The organism is Meridianimaribacter flavus, from assembly GCF_004366715.1.
Taxonomy (GTDB): domain Bacteria; phylum Bacteroidota; class Bacteroidia; order Flavobacteriales; family Flavobacteriaceae; genus Gaetbulibacter_B; species Gaetbulibacter_B jejuensis.
In genome coordinates, this window is record NZ_SOQZ01000001.1 from 921,487 (window position 1) to 940,433 (window position 18,947).

The 18,947-nt window shown below is 33.1% G+C and carries 21 protein-coding genes and 5 tRNA genes; 25 read left to right on the forward strand and 1 reads right to left on the reverse strand.

Annotated elements, in window-relative coordinates:
* The gene (locus A8975_RS04175) at nt 1–828 is read left to right on the forward strand and encodes a glycerophosphodiester phosphodiesterase family protein (RefSeq protein ID WP_134198780.1); all 828 of its coding nucleotides are present in this window, start codon (nt 1–3) and stop codon (nt 826–828) included.
* Nucleotides 829–1,001: 173 nt separating this feature from the next.
* The gene (locus tag A8975_RS04180; protein ID WP_134198781.1) at nt 1,002–1,406 is read left to right on the forward strand and encodes a hypothetical protein; all 405 of its coding nucleotides are present in this window, start codon (nt 1,002–1,004) and stop codon (nt 1,404–1,406) included.
* Here A8975_RS04180 and A8975_RS04185 read toward each other — a convergent pair.
* On the reverse strand, nt 1,403–2,650 hold the full coding sequence (locus A8975_RS04185; RefSeq protein WP_134198782.1) for an exo-beta-N-acetylmuramidase NamZ domain-containing protein: 1,248 nt from the start codon (nt 2,648–2,650) through the stop codon (nt 1,403–1,405). The genes A8975_RS04180 and A8975_RS04185 overlap by 4 nt on opposite strands.
* Before the next feature lie 9 nt (nt 2,651–2,659).
* On the opposite strand from A8975_RS04185, the gene A8975_RS04190 reads away from it, so the two are divergent.
* The 23 genes from A8975_RS04190 (at nt 2,660) to rplJ (ending at nt 18,899) form a co-directional block, all read left to right on the forward strand.
* The gene (locus A8975_RS04190) at nt 2,660–3,898 is read left to right on the forward strand and encodes an ABC transporter permease (protein ID WP_134198783.1); all 1,239 of its coding nucleotides are present in this window, start codon (nt 2,660–2,662) and stop codon (nt 3,896–3,898) included.
* A gap of 105 nt (nt 3,899–4,003) precedes the next feature.
* Complete coding sequence (locus A8975_RS04195) at nt 4,004–4,984, forward strand: PLP-dependent cysteine synthase family protein (protein WP_134198784.1); 981 nt, start codon at nt 4,004–4,006, stop codon at nt 4,982–4,984.
* 52 nt (nt 4,985–5,036) lie between these two features.
* Entirely contained in the window at nt 5,037–6,308 is a 1,272-nt protein-coding gene (locus A8975_RS04200; RefSeq protein WP_134198785.1) for a DUF2851 family protein, read from the forward strand.
* Between the two features lie 17 nt (nt 6,309–6,325).
* Nucleotides 6,326–6,553: a PspC domain-containing protein gene (locus tag A8975_RS04205; RefSeq protein ID WP_129759067.1), complete on the forward strand. Its 228-nt coding sequence runs from the start codon at nt 6,326–6,328 to the stop codon at nt 6,551–6,553.
* Between the two features lie 6 nt (nt 6,554–6,559).
* Nucleotides 6,560–7,579 (forward strand): potassium channel family protein, encoded by a 1,020-nt coding sequence (locus tag A8975_RS04210; protein ID WP_129759066.1) that lies wholly within the window; start codon nt 6,560–6,562, stop codon nt 7,577–7,579.
* A gap of 109 nt (nt 7,580–7,688) precedes the next feature.
* Complete coding sequence (locus tag A8975_RS04215; protein ID WP_134198786.1) at nt 7,689–9,359, forward strand: alanine/glycine:cation symporter family protein; 1,671 nt, start codon at nt 7,689–7,691, stop codon at nt 9,357–9,359.
* Nucleotides 9,360–9,368: 9 nt separating this feature from the next.
* On the forward strand, nt 9,369–10,247 hold the full coding sequence (locus A8975_RS04220; protein ID WP_134198787.1) for a ComEA family DNA-binding protein: 879 nt from the start codon (nt 9,369–9,371) through the stop codon (nt 10,245–10,247).
* 19 nt (nt 10,248–10,266) lie between these two features.
* On the forward strand, nt 10,267–11,433 hold the full coding sequence (locus A8975_RS04225; protein ID WP_131505772.1) for an acyl-CoA dehydrogenase family protein: 1,167 nt from the start codon (nt 10,267–10,269) through the stop codon (nt 11,431–11,433).
* Nucleotides 11,434–11,445: 12 nt separating this feature from the next.
* Nucleotides 11,446–12,873 (forward strand): carboxypeptidase-like regulatory domain-containing protein, encoded by a 1,428-nt coding sequence (locus A8975_RS04230; protein WP_134198788.1) that lies wholly within the window; start codon nt 11,446–11,448, stop codon nt 12,871–12,873.
* Nucleotides 12,874–12,980: 107 nt separating this feature from the next.
* On the forward strand, nt 12,981–13,175 hold the full coding sequence (rpsU, locus tag A8975_RS04235; RefSeq protein ID WP_129759061.1) for a 30S ribosomal protein S21: 195 nt from the start codon (nt 12,981–12,983) through the stop codon (nt 13,173–13,175).
* Between the two features lie 98 nt (nt 13,176–13,273).
* Nucleotides 13,274–14,164, forward strand: coding sequence for a tyrosine-type recombinase/integrase (locus tag A8975_RS04240; RefSeq protein WP_134198789.1), 891 nt, complete (start codon nt 13,274–13,276; stop codon nt 14,162–14,164).
* Nucleotides 14,165–14,203: 39 nt separating this feature from the next.
* On the forward strand, nt 14,204–14,506 hold the full coding sequence (hpf, locus tag A8975_RS04245) for a ribosome hibernation-promoting factor, HPF/YfiA family (RefSeq protein ID WP_129759059.1): 303 nt from the start codon (nt 14,204–14,206) through the stop codon (nt 14,504–14,506).
* A gap of 101 nt (nt 14,507–14,607) precedes the next feature.
* A tRNA-Thr gene (locus A8975_RS04250) sits at nt 14,608–14,681 on the forward strand.
* A gap of 33 nt (nt 14,682–14,714) precedes the next feature.
* A tRNA-Tyr gene (locus A8975_RS04255) sits at nt 14,715–14,797 on the forward strand.
* Nucleotides 14,798–14,828: 31 nt separating this feature from the next.
* A tRNA-Gly gene (locus A8975_RS04260) sits at nt 14,829–14,901 on the forward strand.
* A 9-nt stretch (nt 14,902–14,910) separates the two neighbouring features.
* Nucleotides 14,911–14,982 (forward strand) — tRNA-Thr (locus A8975_RS04265).
* Between the two features lie 60 nt (nt 14,983–15,042).
* Nucleotides 15,043–16,230 carry an elongation factor Tu gene (tuf, locus tag A8975_RS04270; protein ID WP_129759058.1) on the forward strand — a complete coding sequence of 396 codons (1,188 nt, stop codon included), beginning with the start codon at nt 15,043–15,045 and terminating at the stop codon, nt 16,228–16,230.
* 64 nt (nt 16,231–16,294) lie between these two features.
* Nucleotides 16,295–16,367: transfer RNA gene (locus tag A8975_RS04275), tRNA-Trp, on the forward strand.
* A 16-nt stretch (nt 16,368–16,383) separates the two neighbouring features.
* Nucleotides 16,384–16,578 carry a preprotein translocase subunit SecE gene (secE, locus tag A8975_RS04280; protein ID WP_129759057.1) on the forward strand — a complete coding sequence of 65 codons (195 nt, stop codon included), beginning with the start codon at nt 16,384–16,386 and terminating at the stop codon, nt 16,576–16,578.
* A 10-nt stretch (nt 16,579–16,588) separates the two neighbouring features.
* On the forward strand, nt 16,589–17,146 hold the full coding sequence (gene nusG / locus A8975_RS04285) for a transcription termination/antitermination protein NusG (RefSeq protein ID WP_129759056.1): 558 nt from the start codon (nt 16,589–16,591) through the stop codon (nt 17,144–17,146).
* Nucleotides 17,147–17,216: 70 nt separating this feature from the next.
* The gene (gene rplK, locus A8975_RS04290) at nt 17,217–17,657 is read left to right on the forward strand and encodes a 50S ribosomal protein L11 (RefSeq protein WP_129759055.1); all 441 of its coding nucleotides are present in this window, start codon (nt 17,217–17,219) and stop codon (nt 17,655–17,657) included.
* Between the two features lie 12 nt (nt 17,658–17,669).
* The gene (gene rplA / locus A8975_RS04295) at nt 17,670–18,359 is read left to right on the forward strand and encodes a 50S ribosomal protein L1 (RefSeq protein ID WP_129759054.1); all 690 of its coding nucleotides are present in this window, start codon (nt 17,670–17,672) and stop codon (nt 18,357–18,359) included.
* Nucleotides 18,360–18,377: 18 nt separating this feature from the next.
* The gene (gene rplJ, locus A8975_RS04300; RefSeq protein ID WP_134198790.1) at nt 18,378–18,899 is read left to right on the forward strand and encodes a 50S ribosomal protein L10; all 522 of its coding nucleotides are present in this window, start codon (nt 18,378–18,380) and stop codon (nt 18,897–18,899) included.
* The last annotated feature ends 48 nt before the right edge of the window (nt 18,900–18,947 follow it).

Consider the following 18,947-nt stretch of genomic DNA (forward strand, 5'->3'; position numbering starts at 1 on the left):
ATGAGTTGCAATACAAACACAACAATAGGAGTGCAAGGTCACAGAGGCTGTAGAGGATTGCTTCCTGAAAATTCGTTACCAGCTTTTGAGAAAGCAGTTGCGCTTGGTGTTAACACACTAGAGCTGGATTTAGCTATTTCTAAAGACAAGCAAGTTGTTGTGTCTCATGAGCCATTTATGAGTCGATTTTATTGTTTAAAACCTAATGGAGAAGAGATTTCCATTAATCAGGATTTGACGTTTAATTTTTATGAAATGGATTACGATTCCATTAAGCTGTTTGATTGTGGTACAAAGCAACATCCAAGATTTTCTCAGCAAAAAAACATGAAAACCCATAAACCGTTACTGAGTGAAGTGTTTAAGTTGAGCGATGCTTTAAATTCTGAGATTAGATATAACATTGAAATAAAAGCAAAACCAGAATACGACAACATTTATACACCAGAGCCTAAAGAATATGTTGCTTTAGTCTTAAAAGTGATTGATGAATATAATATTGGAGAGCGTTGTAATTTACAGTCGTTTGATATAAGAATACTTGAAGAAATAAAACGACAAGCACCAAGTATGACTCAAGCTTTATTGGTTGATGAAAACGAAGTTATTGCTGATAAGTTAAACGCGTTGAGTTTTAAACCAGAAATTATTAGTCCGTATTTTCAGTTACTGACCAAAGATGTGGTGGCTCAATACCAAAAAGAAGGGTATAGTATTATTCCTTGGACAGTTAATGAAAAGGAAGACATGCATACTGTAATTTCTTATGGTGTAAATAGTATTATTACCGACTATCCAGATGTGCTTATTGGAATTTTAAATGATTGAAAATTCTTATTTTGAAGTGCTTCATCGAAATTTTTTGCTGATTATTCCTATTTTTTTACCGTTCATAGATTTTTTAGGGTTATAAAAAATAATCCATATAGATTTATAACGAGGGTATTACAAAAATTTAAAAGCTATTAATTCAATATTAGTTGTAACTAATAGCATTTTTTATGGGAAAATATCGCAGGTTTGTAATAGCTTCATTTATTGGGCTTGCTGCACAAAAAAACTACGGTCAAAAAGACTTTGCATTGCTCGAAAAGAACAATAACTACAGAGCAAACGGATTATATCACGAGCTTAACAAAACCAAAGACACTTTAATTCTTAAAGGCGATAAAAAAATTACGTATGTGTATTCTATAAATAAAGAGTACAAACGCGAAATTGATACTTATGCAGGCACAAACGAATTTAAAGTATCCTTAAAACATCTTAGTAAAGGAAAACATATGTTTGTGGTAGATCAATCACCATTAAAAATCATATTTGTTATAAAAATACTTCATGATAGACCAAAACCAATTAGTGATGGTGAAATAAAAATAACTGCTATTGAAAGTAAAAAAGACTAGTTGTAAATTATATACGGTTTACGCATTTCATCATAGGCTTTTAAACCTCTAACCCAAGTTTTTTTAATCTCGTAAGCAGTGAGTTTGTTTTCAATTTGCTTGCGTAACTCAGTAGTTCCGGCAAGTTTTGTAAAGAAATCGTTGAAGAAAATAGGTTTGTCTATAGTGTTGTTATAGGCTTCTATTAAGTAATTTAAATCTAATCGGCTTAAATGATCTTTACCACTTAAGTCTTCACCAAAACATAGCATGCCTTCGTGTTTTGGATATTTAGCACCTGCATTTGGTTGAGGCAAAAATTTAAAAGTATACACCTCTTTGTCAAGATAAGGACTTCCGTAAATTTCAAATGGTTTTGGAGTTCCTCTACCAGCACTCACATTTGTACCTTCAAAAAAGCAAAGACTAGGATACAAGTTTATAGCTTTGTCACTTGGTAAATTAGGCGAAGGTGCTATAGGCAAGCTGTATGGTGTTTTGTGAGTGTAATTTTTAACAGGAATAATAGTAAGCTCACATTGAATACCATTATTGAGCCATTGTTCGCCATTAATCATTTTAGCGTATTCACCAATGGTCATTCCGTGTACAACAGGTACAGGATGCATACCAACAAAACTTTTATGCTCAGGTTCTAAAATAGGACCATCAGTATAATGTCCGTTTGGGTTTGGTCTATCTAAAATTAAAACAGGAATATTCAATTCGGCACAAGCTTCCATGACGTAATGCAATGTTGAAATGTAAGTGTAAAAGCGAGCACCAACATCTTGTATGTCAAAAATTATAACGTCTATGCCTTCAAGTTGCTCTGCAGATGGTTTTTTATTATTACCATACAATGAAATAATAGGTAAATTGGTTTTAGTGTCAACACCATCTTTTATGAGTTCTCCAGCACTTGCAGTTCCTCTAAAACCATGTTCAGGAGCATAAACAGCTTTAATGTTGATGTTTTTGGCTAATAAAGAATCTACCAAATGCGTGTATTGGTCTTGCGTTTTGGTGTCTTTAAAAATCACCGAAGTTTGATTAGCCACAATACCTACGCTTTTATTTTTAAGTATGTCTAGATAAGCCTCGGTTTGATTAGCTCCAACTATAATAGTAGCATCGTCATGCTGAGTATGTGCAAGCATCTCATTATAGCTTTGTTCTTTATCTTCAGACTTAGCTCCACTTCCGCATGAAATTCCTATTAAAACAAATAATAAAACCGTATTTTTGAGGACCTTTAATCGCATATTTTTATTTTGAATTACGAGTTTTTTTTAGCAAAACGTATTATTGGTAGTAAAACGTATAAAAGTAGTGTTTCGGCTCCAATAATAAAAATAGGAATCACAGCAATTGCTATTGGTATTGTAGTGATGCTAATTGCTATTGCTACTGGTTTGGGCTTACAACAAAAGGTTAGAGATAAAATTGTAGCGTTTAATGGTCATGTGATAATTACCAATTACGACACCAATGTGTCTGACGAGTCTGAAACTCCAATTTCTACCAATCAAGAGTTCTATCCAAATTTTAATCAGGTTGAAGGCGTAAAGCACATTCAGGCAGTGGCTAAAAAGTTTGGTGTTATTAGAACCGAAACCGATTTTGAAGGTGTAGTTTATAAAGGAGTAGGAAGAGAGTACGATTGGAATTACCTTAAAGAATTTTTAGTTGAAGGTGAGCTGCCAAATTTTGGTGAATCAATGAGTAATGAAGTATTGATTTCTTCGTATTTAGCCAATAGGTTGAAGTTAAAACTGAACGATACATTTCAAACCGTTTTTGCTAAAGAAGACATTAATCAAATACCAAATATAAGAGCCTTTAAAATCGTTGGAATTTACAATTCAGGATTTCAAGAGTTTGACAAAACTTTTGTTATTGGCGACTTAAAGCATGTGCAACGACTCAATAAATGGAAACCTGATGAGGTTGGGAATTTTGAAGTCTTTATTGATGATTATTCACAGTTAGATGAAAAAGGAAGGGAGATTTTTAAAATAACACCTTCAAATCTCGATACACAAACGGTAACTCGAAAGTTTTTGTCCATTTTTGAATGGATTAAAATTTTTGATAACAACACCTACGGAATAATTGGTATCATGATTTTGGTTGCAGGAATTAATATGATTACTGCTTTATTGGTGCTTATTCTAGAACGTACACAAATGATAGGTGTTTTAAAAGCGTTAGGAAGTAGTAACTGGAGCATTAGAAAAGTGTTTTTGTACAATGCTACATACTTAATTGGTTTAGGTTTGTTTTGGGGAAATCTTATAGGATTGTCTTTGCTTTTTGCGCAACACTACTTAGGGTTACTTAAATTTCCAAATCCTGAAGAGTATTACGTGTCTACCATTCCTGTATATATAAGCTTAGATTACATTTTGTTATTAAACATTGGCACGTTTGTAGTGTGTTTACTTATGTTGTTGGTGCCATCTGTAATTATCTCTAAAATAGCTCCTGTAAAAGCAATTAGGTTTGAATAATTTGAGTTGTCGTGCTTAAGGTGTTTCAGCATCTCATCAAAATAATTACTTTTGCCTAAAATTTTATTATAACAACTAAAAGTTACTCGTTGTCACGAGCATTACATGGACTACGCTAAAAATATACTAGAAACCATTGGTAATACACCATTGGTAAAACTCAATAAACTTACTGAAGAATTACCATGTTTGGTATTGGCTAAATACGAAACATTTAATCCTGGTAACTCTGTAAAAGATCGTATGGCTTTAAAAATGATTGAAGATGCTGAGGCTGATGGTCGTTTAAAACCAGGAGGAACTATTATTGAAGGCACCTCAGGAAATACAGGAATGGGTTTAGCATTAGCAGCAATTGTAAAAGGTTACAAATGCATTTTTGTAATTAGCGATAAACAATCCAAAGAAAAAATGGATATTCTTAGAGCTGTTGGTGCTGAGGTTGTGGTTTGTCCTACTGATGTTGCTCCAGATGATCCAAGAAGTTACTATTCGGTGTCTAAACGTTTGTCGCAAGAAACACCAAACTCATGGTATGTTAATCAGTATGATAATCCAAGTAATGCAAAGGCACATTATGAAAGTACTGGTCCTGAAATATGGAAACAAACCGATGGAAAAGTAACTCATTTTGTGGTTGGAGTTGGAACAGGAGGAACTATTTCAGGTGTTGGAAAATATTTAAAAGAGCAAAACCCAGAGGTAAAGGTTTGGGGAATTGATACCTACGGAAGTGTCTTTAAAAAATACCATGAAACAGGAATTTTTGACGAAAACGAGATTTATCCTTACGTAACTGAAGGTATTGGTGAAGATATTTTACCTGAAAATGTAGATTTTTCAATAATTGATGGTTTTACAAAAGTAACCGATAAAGATGCTGCAGTTTATACTCAGCTTTTAGCAAAAGAAGAAGGGATGTTTTTGGGTAATTCTGCTGGAGCAGCTATAAAAGGGTTGTTGCAACTTAAAGACCATTTTACTAAAGACGATGTTGTTGTGGTGTTGTTTCATGACCATGGTAGCAGATATGTTGGTAAAATGTTTAATAATGATTGGATGAAAAAAATGGGCTATATTGATTAAATAGCCTGTTTTTACATGAAGCATGTATTAAATATTTTTCTATTTTTAGTATATGCAAGAGGATTTTCTTCATTATATATGGCAACACAAAAAGTTTGATATTCAACAGTTAACTACTGTTGCTAATGAAGTTGTTACTATAAAATCTGTAGGACAGCATAATCATAATTCTGGTCCAGATTTCTTTAATGCTCAGCTGTATATTAACCAACAACTGTGGGCTGGTAATGTTGAAATTCATGTGAAGTCAAGCGATTGGTTTGTGCATTCGCACGAACAAGACAAAGCTTACGATAATGTAATACTTCATGTGGTTTGGGAACATGATACAGATGTGTATCGAAAAGACAATACCATTATACCAACGTTGCAACTCAAAGATTTTGTAAACGCTAACCTTATCCAAAACTATAAAGCACTTTTCACACAATCTAACAAGTGGATTTACTGCGAAGATGACTTTGGAACTATTGATGATTTTACATTAAGCGCATGGTTAGAGCGCTTGTTTTTTGAACGACTACAACGAAAGTCAAATGCTATTGATACACTGCTTAACACTTCAAAAAATGCTTGGGAAGCAGTACTTTTTAAAATGTTGGCTAAGAATTTTGGTTTAAAAGTTAATGGTGATGCTTTTTTGAGTTTAGCTCAGTCTGTAGATTTTTCAATAGTACGAAAGTTGACTACAAACCAAACTCAATTAGAAGCTTTGTTATTTGGTCAATCAGCACTGCTCAATGATGATGTGCAAAACGCTTACTTTCAAAATCTAGAAAAGGAATATAATTACCTTAAACATAAATTTGGATTGAGTAACGAGCAGGTTTTACCCATTCGTTTTTTTAGGTTACGACCACCAAACTTCCCAACAATTAGGTTGTCACAATTAGCAAGTTTGTATTATAAACATCAAAATTTGTTTTCAAAAATTATTGAAGCCAAAACAATAGATGAGTTGTATGCTGTTTTTTCAGTTAGCGTATCGTCATTTTGGGAAACACACTATACGTTTTCAAAAACATCCAAAACAAGTAAAAAGGCGTTGTCAAAATCGTTTATAGATTTGCTTTTGATTAATACCGTTATCCCTATCAAATTTGCTTACGCTAAAGCAAATGGTAAATTTATTGATTCTGAAATAGTTGATGTTGCACAGCAAATAAGTGCTGAAAAAAACACAATAGTTTCAGCGTTTAAAGCATTAAAACAAATACCTAATTCAGCATTATATTCTCAAGCACTCATTCAACTTAAAACCGAATATTGCAATAAGAAAAAGTGTTTGCAATGTGCAGTAGGCAATTCGTTAATCATTAAATAAAATCATTACATTGCAGCATGAATATTTTTTACAAGGCATTGTTATATTTTCAAAAGCATGGTTACTATGTTTGCCAGCGTATTGCTGATCGTATAGGTATTAGAGCAAAAGTGGTTAGAACATCGTTTATGTATCTTACTTTTGTAACATTAGGTTTTGGTTTTGCATTATACCTGTTTATTGCCTTTTGGATGAAAATTAAAGACTTGCTCTATACTAAACGCACTTCGGTTTTCGACTTATAATTATAGATGAATCCATTAATAAAGCTCTTTAGATCCAGAATTTACACAGCAGTATTAATGCTGCTTTTGGTTATACTTATAGGTGTATTCGGATTTAAAATGTTATCAGGCTACACATGGATTGATGCAATATACATGACGGTTATAACCGTTACTACAGTTGGGTTTGGTGAAGTACAACCTTTAGATACGCAATCAAAAATTTTTACGGTATTTTTAATTTTGGCAAGTATAGTAATTGTAGGTTATGCTATATCCATTATTACCGAATATATTTTAAGCAAAAGCAATTATGAAGAACTAAAACAAAAAAAGATGCAAAAAAAGATTGATAGTCTTAAAAACCACATTATTATTTGTGGTTATGGAAGAAACGGTTCTCAAGCAGCAAAAAAGTTAATAGCTTATGAAAAAGACTTTGTTGTAATTGAAAAAGATAAAGAAATAATTGACAAATTTCAAAGTGAATTAGTTAGCTTTATTCAAGGTAATGCCAATGAAGATGAAATTTTATTACAAGCAGGAATTGATAGAGCAAGTACGTTAATTTCGGCACTTCCTAATGATGCAGATAATTTATTTGTAGTGCTTTCAGCTAGACAAATTAATAAAGACTTGACCATTATTAGTAGAGCCTCTCAGCAAACATCCTACAATAAATTAAAGCTAGCAGGAGCAAATAATGTTATTTTACCTGATATGATAGGAGGAGACCATATGGCTTCTTTGGTTGTGGTTCCTGATTTGATTGAGTTTATTGATAACCTATCTATTGTAGGTAAAGCCAATATAAATATTGAAGAAATTGCAGTAGAAAAGCTTTATAATCCATCAACAATAAAAACACTTCGGGATTTAGACCTTCGTAAAAAAACAGGATGTAATGTTATAGGTTTTAAAGATGGACAAGGCGATTATATTGTTAATCCTGAAGCTGATATTGAATTGGTGCCAAAATCAAAAATCATTGTGTTAGGTAGACCAGAACAAATAAAAAAGCTTAATTCCCTATACAATATTCAATAACAAGACATTCAATTTAACCTTAGATGTTTTAAAAACTCATTTTTTTTTAGCATCTTGTTACCCAATTAACATTAAATTATACTTAAACTAACTAAATTTTAATATACCCATGAAGAACTATCTTCTTACACTAATGACATTAATTTTACCACTAGCCATTTCAGCTCAAGAAAAAGGATTGGATGAAATAGTAAATGATGCTTTTATGCCAGTTGCTGAAGGTTGGGAAGGATTTATTTTAACGTCTATCCCAATTGCAGGTTTAAATGTACCAATAGTGGTTATTCTCTTAGTTGTAGGTGCCACTTTTTTTACGCTTTATTTTAAAGTACCTAGTATTACTAAATTTCCAACTGCAATTAATACAGTTAGAGGACGATATGTGGATATTGAAAAGCATGGTGTTGATAAATTATATGATAATGACGAAGCGTTAGCTGAAGAAGATATCCAAGATACTATTAGGGACGAAAGTGCTCATGGTGAGGTGTCTCACTTTCAGGCATTAGCAACAGCAGTTTCAGGTACTGTAGGATTAGGTAATATTGCAGGTGTTGCAGTAGCAATTGCAACTGGTGGTCCAGGAGCAACATTTTGGATGATTGTATGTGGATTATTAGGGATGTCAACCAAGTTTGTAGAGTGTACTCTTGGTGTAAAATATAGAGATGTAGGAAAAGATGGAACTATCTATGGTGGTCCAATGTACTATTTATCAAAAGGATTAAAAGCAACAGGCAAAGCAGGACTAGGAAAAGTACTGGGAATTTTATTTGCGATTTTGTGTGTTGGTGCTTCTTTTGGAGGTGGAAATGCATTTCAATCTAACCAAGCAACAGTTCAAATATCTTCATTAATTGGTGTTTCAGGTGGAGCAACGGGTTCTATAATTGGTTTAATACTAGCTGTGTTAGTTGGTATTGTAATTATTGGAGGTATCAAACGTATTGCTAAAATCACTGAAAAAATTGTCCCTTTTATGGCTGGGATCTATGTATTAGCAGCTTTAATTATCATTTTCGCAAACTTTAAATATATTGATGATGCCTTCGGGTTAATCATGGAAGGAGCATTTACACCAATGGCAGGACTAGGTGGATTTATAGGAGTGCTTATTGTTGGTTTCCAGCGTGCAGCATTTTCTAATGAAGCAGGAGCAGGTTCAGCAGCAATTGCACATTCAGCAGTACGTACTAAATATCCAGCATCTGAAGGTGTTGTTGCTCTTTTAGAACCATTTATTGATACTGTAGTTATTTGTACAATGACAGCTCTAGTTATCATTTTCTTTAATATTGATGGTACAAATATGCAAAGCGTGTTTACTTATGGAGCTGTTGAAGGTAGTAATGTAATGATTAATGCTACTGGAGAGCGAATAGGAGGTGTTGATTTAACATCAGAAGCATTCGACTCAGTAATTCCAGGATTCTCTTATGTGTTAACTATTGCTATTGTATTGTTTGCGTTTTCAACAATGATTTCTTGGTCTTATTATGGTTTACAGTCTTGGAAATACCTTTTCGGAAGAGGTAAAGCGGCTGATTTAACTTATAAAATATTATTCTTATTATTTGTAATTATTGGAGCTGCTGCTACTTTAGACGCAGTAATTAAGTTCTCTGATGCAATGATATTAGCGTTGGTATTCCCTAACATGATTGGGTTATTACTCTTATTCCCTAAAGTAAGAGAGGAAATGAAGCGTTACTTAGATGCTATTGCAATTAAAAAAGAAGCCTTAGAAGATGGTCATGAAGACATTACTAAGCACATGTAAAATACTATTATGAAAAATATTAAATCCCATTTCATGTTCACTAAGCAACAACGGAATGGGATTTTTTTATTGTTGCTACTCATCGTTGCGTTTCAGTGTGTTTACTTTTTTGTTGATTTTAGTGAAACTGAAATAAAAGTGGATGAAAACGAATTAAGTGATTTTAAAGCTGAAATAGATTCGCTTCGATTAGTTGAAATTGAAAACCGAAAACCAAAACTATATCCTTTTAATCCAAATTTTATTACCGATTACAAAGGCTATACTTTAGGAATGACCAATGAAGAAATTCATAGATTGTTAACTTACCGAAAACAAGATAAGTGGATTAATTCGGTACAGCAGTTTCAAGAAGTTACTCAGGTTTCAGATTCTTTACTGAATGCAATTTCTCCTTATTTTAAGTTTCCAGAATGGGTTACTAATCCTAAGCCTAAAACTACTTTTCAATATCAAAATAATAATACACCTAAGACCTACAATCAAAAGCAAGATTTAAACAAGGCGACAGCTGCTCAACTTCAAAAAGTGAATGGTATTGGAGAAACACTTTCTAAGCGAATTGTTCAATATAGAAATAAGTTTCAAGGTGGTTTTATAGCTGATGTTCAACTTACAGAAGTATATGGATTATCACCAGAAGTTATTGAACGTCTTACAAATGAGTTTACCGTTAAAACGCCAAGAGTAGTAAAAAAGATAAATTTAAACACAGCTACAAGAGACGAATTGGTTACCATTCAGCATATTGATTATGAGATTGCACATGCCATAATTGAACAAAGAACTTTACGAGAAGGATTCAAATCTTTGGACGATTTAGCAAAAGTTAAAGACTTTCCACTAAATAAAATTGAGATAATTAAGTTATATTTGACACTCAATTAATGACATAAAAAAAGCATATATGAATAGCATGTACTTCACCGAAGAACATCAATTGTTTAGACAAAGTTTACAAGATTTTTTAAAGAAAGAGGTCGTTCCACATATTGAAAAATGGGAAAAATCAGGAACCGTAGAACGTTTCATCTGGGAAAAGTTTGGAGAGATGGGATTTTTTGGTTTAGCATACCCTGAAGAGTATGGAGGTTTAAATCTCGACTTGTTTTATACTGTTATTCTTTTGGAAGAACTTCAAAAAATCAACTCTGGTGGTTTTGCGGCAAACATTTGGGCGCATGCGTATTTAGCAATGACTCATGTAAATGCAGAAGGTAGTCATGATATAAAAGAAAAATATTTAGCACCTAGTATTACAGGAGAAAAAATAGGTTGCCTTTGTATTACTGAACCTTTTGGTGGAAGTGATGTTGCAGGTATGCGTACTACAGCAGTTAAAAAAGGGGATACTTATGTAATCAACGGATCAAAAACATTTATTACTAATGGTGTGTATAGTGACTATTTGGTAGTAGCGGCTAAAACAAATCCTGAAGCAGGAAATAAAGGTATTAGTATTTTTATTATGGATAGAGATACTCCAGGTATTTCTGCAACCAAGTTAGATAAATTAGGTTGGAGAGCTAGTGATACTGCTGAGATAGCTTTTGATAATGTTACAATTCCTGCAAGTAACTTAATGGGAGAAGAAAACAAAGGCTTTCCATACATTATGCAGCACTTTTCTTTAGAGCGATTAATTATGGGAATCAATGCACATGCAAGAGCTGAATATGCTTTAGATTATGCTAAACAGTATATGAGTGAGCGTATCGCTTTTGGCAAAACAATTGATAGATTTCAAGCCTTAAGACATAAATTTTCCGATTTATATACTGATATGACTATTTGCAAAGAATTTAATTACTCAGTAGCTTACAGATTAAATAAAGGCGAATATGTAGTTAAAGAAGCAACTATGAGTAAGCTCAAATCTACTAAAATGGCCGATGATGTTATTTATCACTGCCTACAGTTTTTAGGTGGATATGGTTATATGGAAGAGTATCCAATGGCACGTTTACTTCGCGATAGTAGATTAGGACCAATTGGTGGAGGTACATCAGAAATTCTTAGAGAAATATTGGCAAAAATGATTTTAGATAATAAAGACTATAAGCCAGCAACATAAAATCCCAAACAAATGAACTTAACTCACTTAAAAAAAGGCGTTGTTTTAATTTTTGGAATATTCAGTTTAACTAGTTTTGGTCAAACTGAATTAAAAAATAAAATAGTTGACTTTGCTACTTTAATGCCATTAGAAAGTGCTAGTATTTATGTTCAAAATACAACAATTGGTACTGTGAGTAATGCAGATGGAAAGTTTGTATTGTTAGTGCCACAAGAATATGAAAAAGATACACTTGTAATTTCTTCAATAGGATACAAAACTTTTAAAACACCTGTTAACGAATTTGATAATGATTTTGAAGTATATCTAGAAGAAGATATAGCCTCATTAGATGAAGTCTTATTGGTTGCCGAAACAAGACCCAAAACAGGTAACGATATTGTGTTGAAAGCACTAGAGAAACTAAGTGTTAATTTACCAGATTCGGCGTATCTTCAAAAAGGATTTTTAAGACATAAAGAGCGAAATACTAAGGAATTTAAATGGCTTGTTGAAAGTGCAATAACGGTTTACGATTCCGGATACCAAGCTAGCTCAAAAGACCATCTCAAAATTAATGTTGATGAAGTTAGAAAAAGCTACGACCTTAGAGATGTCGATAGCTTGTTGATTTATACCTCTTATTTGAAGTATCATCACAAGATGAGAAATCTTAAAGCTAAAAACCTAAAGCGAGATACAATTAAAACTGCGTCTTTAGTAAAAGCAATTAAGTGGAATGATACAAGGGTTAACGGGCTGCAAAATCTTTTTCAAGGTAAACTCAATTTGTTGAGAAATTCTAACACTTCAAAATCGCTTTTTGGTGAGGGTATATTAAGTAAGCATCATTTTGATTTAGATACTATTTTGGTAGATAATGAAAGAAAAATCTACAAAATAAAAATTTCAAAAGGTACAGATTTTATAGGTTTAGATACCGAAGGGATTTTCAACGAAGGTTATGAAGCTGATGGATGGATATACATCTATTATGATAACTATTCTGTAAAAAAGATCGAGTACGATTTAATTGCAGCTTCACCTGCTCAAAAAAGCCGAAGCAAGGCATTGTTTGGGACACAGTTAAATCATAAACTTGTGATTAATTATATGGAGTATCAGGATAAAATGTATCCAAGTTATATTTATTATGAAACACCTAAGTTGGTTAATGTAGGTTCTAATACAGATGAAAAAATTACCGACGAAGAAAAAGAACGTTATAATAAAGAAGAACGCTACTATTATACAGTACAAGAAGTATTGTTTACTGAAATTATTTTAGACCGGGAAGAAGTACACAAAACTCTTGAAGGTACATGGAATAATGATATATTTATGGTAAAACCATATAACAAATCATTTTGGGATAACTACAACACTTTATTAGAAAGTGAAGAAGATGAAAAGTTAATTCAAGACCTTACCAAACGCTCAAAATTATTTAAGGATTAACAAGGTGTCGTTAAGGCGATTAAAAAAAATATTTTTTTAATTGCCAGTAATAAATTTGTTTTTATATTTGCGCACCGAAATTTTAAAAGAGAGGAGGTTAAGACACTATGTTAATAATACCAGTTAAAGAAGGAGAAAATATAGATAGAGCGCTAAAGCGTTTTAAGCGTAAGTTTGACAAAACAGGAGCTAAACGTCAATTGCAAAATCGTAAGCAATTTACAAAGCCTTCAGTAGAGCGTAGAGCACAGATTCAAAAAGCGCAATACATCCAAAGATTAAGAGATCAAGAAAATATCTAATATTTACTTAATGATACAATAAAGTCCTGTAGAAATACAGGACTTTTTTTATTCATAACAAAATAAACTTTGTACATTTAGCATATATACGTATGCTAATGCCTTTCAAATCATTTACAGAATATCTTACCCACGAGAAAAACTACTCACCACTTACGATAAAGTCATATAAAAATGATTTGAGTACGTTCTTGCAGTTTATTGTTGATGAGTTTGAACAAGACACTATTGATACTGTAAACTATCAACAAATAAGAAGTTGGATAGTGCAACTCGTAGAAAACGGCATATCCAACAGGAGTATTAACCGAAAAATTTCATCGCTCAATTCCTATTATAAATTTCTTATCAAAACCAAAACAATAACTGTAAATCCATTAGCAAAACATAAAGCGCTTAAAACAGATAAAAAAGTCCAAATTCCATTTTCGCAGCAAGAAATTGAAAGCGTTATCAAAGAGTTGCATTTCGAAACAAGTTTTGAAGGATTAAGAGATAAATTGATTATTGAACTTTTTTACGCTACAGGAATTCGACGTATAGAATTAGTACAAATAAAAATCACAGATATTGATTTATCTAATAAAACGTTAAAAGTACTTGGTAAGAGAAATAAAGAAAGATTCATTCCGTTAATTAATTCAGTAATTGATTCAGTAAAGGCGTATTTGCTGACTAGAAATGATTTAGAAAAAATTGTCGATAACGATTTTCTTTTTTTAACAAAAAAAGGGTTAAAAATTTACGAAAATCTTGTTTACAGAATTATAAATGATTATTTTAGTAAAGCATCTACTAAAGTAAAAAGGAGTCCGCATATACTAAGGCACTCATTTGCTACTCATTTGCTTAATCAAGGTGCAAATTTAAATGCTGTAAAAGAGCTTCTTGGTCATTCAAGTCTTGCAGCAACTCAAGTTTATACTCATAATAGTATAGAAGAATTAAAAAAAGTGTATTCAAATGCGCATCCAAGAAGTAAAAAATGAACAAGATAAATTAATGTCTAACCACTAAAAAAGAAGAGTATGAAAGTAAACACGCAATCCGTTAACTTTAGTGCTGACAAAAAGTTACTAGACTTCATCCAAAAAAGAATGGATAAGTTAGATTTGTTTTATGATAAAGTTATACAAGCAGATGTATATCTTAAAGTAGAAAACACAAGTGAGAAAGAAAATAAAATCTTTGAAGCAAGGCTTAGCGTTCCTGGAGATCGCTTTGTTGTAAAAAAACAATGTAAAACTTTTGAAGAAGGTGCAGACACTGCAGTTTCATCGTTAGAAAGACAGTTAAAAAAGCGCAAAGAAAAATTAAGAGCACATATGTGATAAAAATTTTCAAAAAATGTTTTGAATAAATAAATAAATCTTTACATTTGCAGTCCGTTAGAAATAGCGGGCTTTTTTTATTGCAAAAAAAGTAAAGAAAAGCCGATGTAGCTCAGCTGGCTAGAGCAGCTGATTTGTAATCAGCAGGTCGTGGGTTCGAGTCCCTCCATCGGCTCAAGTTCTTTAAAAAAAAGTATTGATAAATTTTGGGGAGATACTCAAGCGGCCAACGAGGACAGACTGTAAATCTGTTGTTTTTTAACTTCGCAGGTTCGAATCCTGCTCTCCCCACAATTATTCTAAGACTAGACCTTATAAAAATGCGGGAGTAGCTCAGTTGGTAGAGCGTCAGCCTTCCAAGCTGAATGTCGCCGGTTCGAACCCGGTCTCCCGCTCATTTTTTAGCCGGTGTAGCTCAGGGGTAGAGCGTTTCCTTGGTAAGGAAGAGGTCACGGGTTCAAATCCCGTCATTGGCTCATTTGAAACGTACAATTAAAATTGAACACTAATATTAAATAAGATTAAATAAATTAAACATGGCAAAGGCAACTTTCGATCGTTCAAAACCACACTTAAACATTGGTACTATTGGACACGTAGATCACGGTAAAACAACTTTAACTGCTGCTATTACTAAAGTATTAGCTGATGCAGGTTTTTCAGAAGCAAGATCATTTGATCAAATTGATAACGCTCCAGAAGAGAAAGAAAGAGGTATCACTATTAATACTTCTCACGTTGAATATCAAACAGCTAATCGTCACTATGCTCACGTTGACTGTCCAGGTCACGCGGATTACGTAAAGAACATGGTAACTGGTGCTGCTCAAATGGATGGAGCTATTTTAGTTGTTGCTGCAACTGATGGTCCTATGCCACAAACTCGTGAGCACATCCTTTTAGGTCGTCAAGTAGGTATTCCAAGAATCGTTGTATTCTTGAATAAAGTTGATATGGTTGACGATGAGGAGTTATTAGAGTTAGTAGATATGGAAGTTAGAGATTTATTAAACTTCTATGAGTATGATGGAGATAATGGTCCTGTAGTTTCAGGTTCTGCATTAGGTGCATTAAACGGAGAACAAAAGTGGGTTGATACAGTAATGGAGCTTATGGAAGCTGTTGATAACTGGATTGAAGAGCCACAACGTGATATGGATAAGCCTTTCTTAATGCCTATCGAAGATGTATTCTCTATTACAGGTCGTGGTACTGTAGCAACTGGTCGTATTGAGACTGGTGTTGCTCAAACTGGAGATCCAGTAGAAATTATTGGTATGGGAGCTGAGAAATTAACTTCTACAATTACTGGTATTGAAATGTTCCGTCAAATTCTTGATAGAGGTGAGGCTGGAGATAACGCTGGTATCTTATTAAGAGGTATTGAGAAAACTCAAATCTCTAGAGGTATGGTAATTACTAAACCAGGTTCTGTAACTCCACACCAAAAGTTCAAAGCTGAGGTTTATATCCTTAAGAAAGAAGAAGGTGGACGTCACACTCCATTCCACAACAACTACCGTCCACAGTTCTACGTACGTACAACTGACGTAACTGGAAACATTGCGCTTCCTGATGGAGTTGAAATGGTAATGCCTGGAGATAACCTTACTATTACTGTTGAATTAATTCAACCAATTGCAATGAACGTAGGTTTACGTTTTGCAATCCGTGAAGGTGGTAGAACAGTAGGTGCTGGTCAGGTAACTGAAATTTTAGATTAAAATTTTAATATAGAATATTAAATTAAGGTGTCTTGTTTTTAGCAAGACGCCTTGATTTATATTTACGGGTTTAGCTCAGTTGGTAGAGCACTGGTCTCCAAAACCAGGTGTCGGGAGTTCGAGTCTCTCAACCCGTGCAAATAAGAAAAACAGATGGCAGGAATTATTAATTATATAAAAGAATCCTTTGAGGAATTAAAGAATAATGTATCATGGCCAACTTGGTCTGAAGCACAAAACCTAACAGTATTGGTTGCAGTGTTTTCAATTATTTTCTCACTCGCTATTTGGGGTGTTGACACTGTTTTTAGTAAAGTTATTAAAGCGTATTTTGATTTAATTGGCTAAAACAAATTTGATGTCTGAAACAAAAGGAAATAAAAAGTGGTATGTAGTTAGAGCTGTAAGTGGTCAGGAAAACAAAATTAAAACTTATATAGAGAATGAAATTTCTCGATTAGGTTTAGAAGATTTTGTTGATCAAGTTTTGGTTCCTACTGAAAAAGTGATTCAGATACGTAACGGAAAAAAAACACATAAAGAACGTGTGTATTTTCCAGGTTACATTATGATTCAAGCTAATTTAAGTGGTGAAATACCACATATTATAAAGTCAATAACAAATGTTATTGGGTTTTTAGGCGAAACAAAAGGAGGAGATCCTGTGCCTTTAAGACAGTCTGAAGTAAATAGAATGTTAGGTAAAGTAGACGAGTTGTCTGTAGATGCTGATGCTAATATCGCTATTCCTTTTACTTTAGGAGAAACTGTAAAAGTTATAGATGGACCATTCAATGGATTTGATGGTACTATCGAAAAAATAAATGAAGAAAAGCGTAAACTTGAAGTAATGGTTAAAATTTTCGGAAGAAAAACACCATTAGAGTTAAGTTATATGCAAGTTGAAAAAGTTTAATAATTGTTACCATATATAGTATGTCTTTTTGCTTCCACATTAAAAGACGTACAAAACTAAATTTATTAAAATGGCAAAAGAATTAAGTAAAGTAGTTAAGCTACAAGTTAGGGGAGGTGCAGCGAATCCGTCGCCACCAGTTGGACCCGCTTTAGGAGCTGCTGGAGTTAATATCATGGAATTTTGTAAGCAATTCAACGCTAGAACTCAGGATAAACCTGGTAAAGTTCTTCCAGTTGTAATTTCTGTTTACAAAGACAAATCTTTTGATTTTGTAATTAAAACTCCACCTGCAGCTGTACAATTATTGGAAGCGGCCAAAGTAAAAAAAGGATCTGGTGAACCTAACCGAAAAAAAGTAGCTAAAGTAACTTGGGATCAAGTTAAAGCGATAGCTGAAGATAAAATGCAAGATTTAAATGCATTTGAAATTTCATCAGCTATGAAAATGGTTGCAGGTACTGCAAGATCAATGGGTATCACAGTTAAAGGCGGTGAAGCACCTAACTAAAAAATTTTTGAAATGGCAAGAATAACAAGAAAGCAAAAAGAAGCAAGAGCTAAAGTTGAGAAGAATAAATTATATTCTCTTGAAGAAGCTTCGGCTTTATTAAAAGAAATAACTTACACAAAATTCGATGCTTCAGTTGATTTAGCTGTAAGATTAGGAGTTGACCCTCGTAAAGCAAACCAAATGGTAAGAGGTGTAGTTTCTCTTCCACATGGTACAGGTAAAGACATGAAAGTGTTGGCACTTGTAACACCAGATAAAGAAGCAGAAGCTAAAGAAGCTGGAGCTGATTATGTTGGTTTAGACGAGTACTTACAAAAAATTAAAGATGGTTGGACAGATGTTGATGTTATCATCACTATGCCAGCTATTATGGGTAAGTTAGGACCATTAGGTAGAGTATTAGGACCAAGAGGTTTAATGCCAAACCCTAAAACTGGAACTGTAACAATGGATGTTGCTAAGGCTGTAGCTGAAGTAAAAGCAGGTAAAATTGATTTTAAAGTAGACAAAACAGGTATTGTACACGCACCAATAGGAAAAGCATCTTTTAGTGCTGATAAATTGGTAGGTAACGCAAACGAGTTACTATCAACTTTAATAAAATTAAAACCAACTGCAGCTAAAGGTACTTACGTAAAAAGTATTTACATGTCTAGCACAATGAGTCCAAGTATATCAATAGATACTAAAATAGGATAGTAGTTAAACTTTAATATTATGACAAGACAAGAAAAATCACAAGTAATTGAAGAGTTAACTGCTCAACTAGCAGATAATACCAATATTTATATTGCTGATATATCTGGATTAAACGCAGGAAACACTTCAGATTTACGTAGAGCTTGCTTTAAAGCTAACGTAAAACTAGCTGTAGTTAAAAATACATTACTAACAAAGGCTATGGATGCTTCAGAAAAAGATTTTGGAGATTTACCATCTGTACTTAAAGGTAACACTTCAGTAATGTATTCTGAAACTGGTAATGCTCCAGCAAAAGTAATTAAAGCATTCCGTAAAAAATCTGATAAGCCTTTGCTTAAAGGAGCTTTTATTGAAGAAGCAATTTACATTGGTGATGAGCAATTAGATACTTTAGTTGATATCAAATCTAGAGAAGAGTTAATAGGTGACATAGTAACATTGTTACAATCACCAGCTAAGAACGTTGTTTCAGCTCTTAAATCAGGAGGTGGTAAACTAGTAGGTATCATTAAAACATTATCCGAAAAAGAAGGATAATAATCAATTAAGTACGCACTTAAACAAATTATATTATTTAAAAAATTA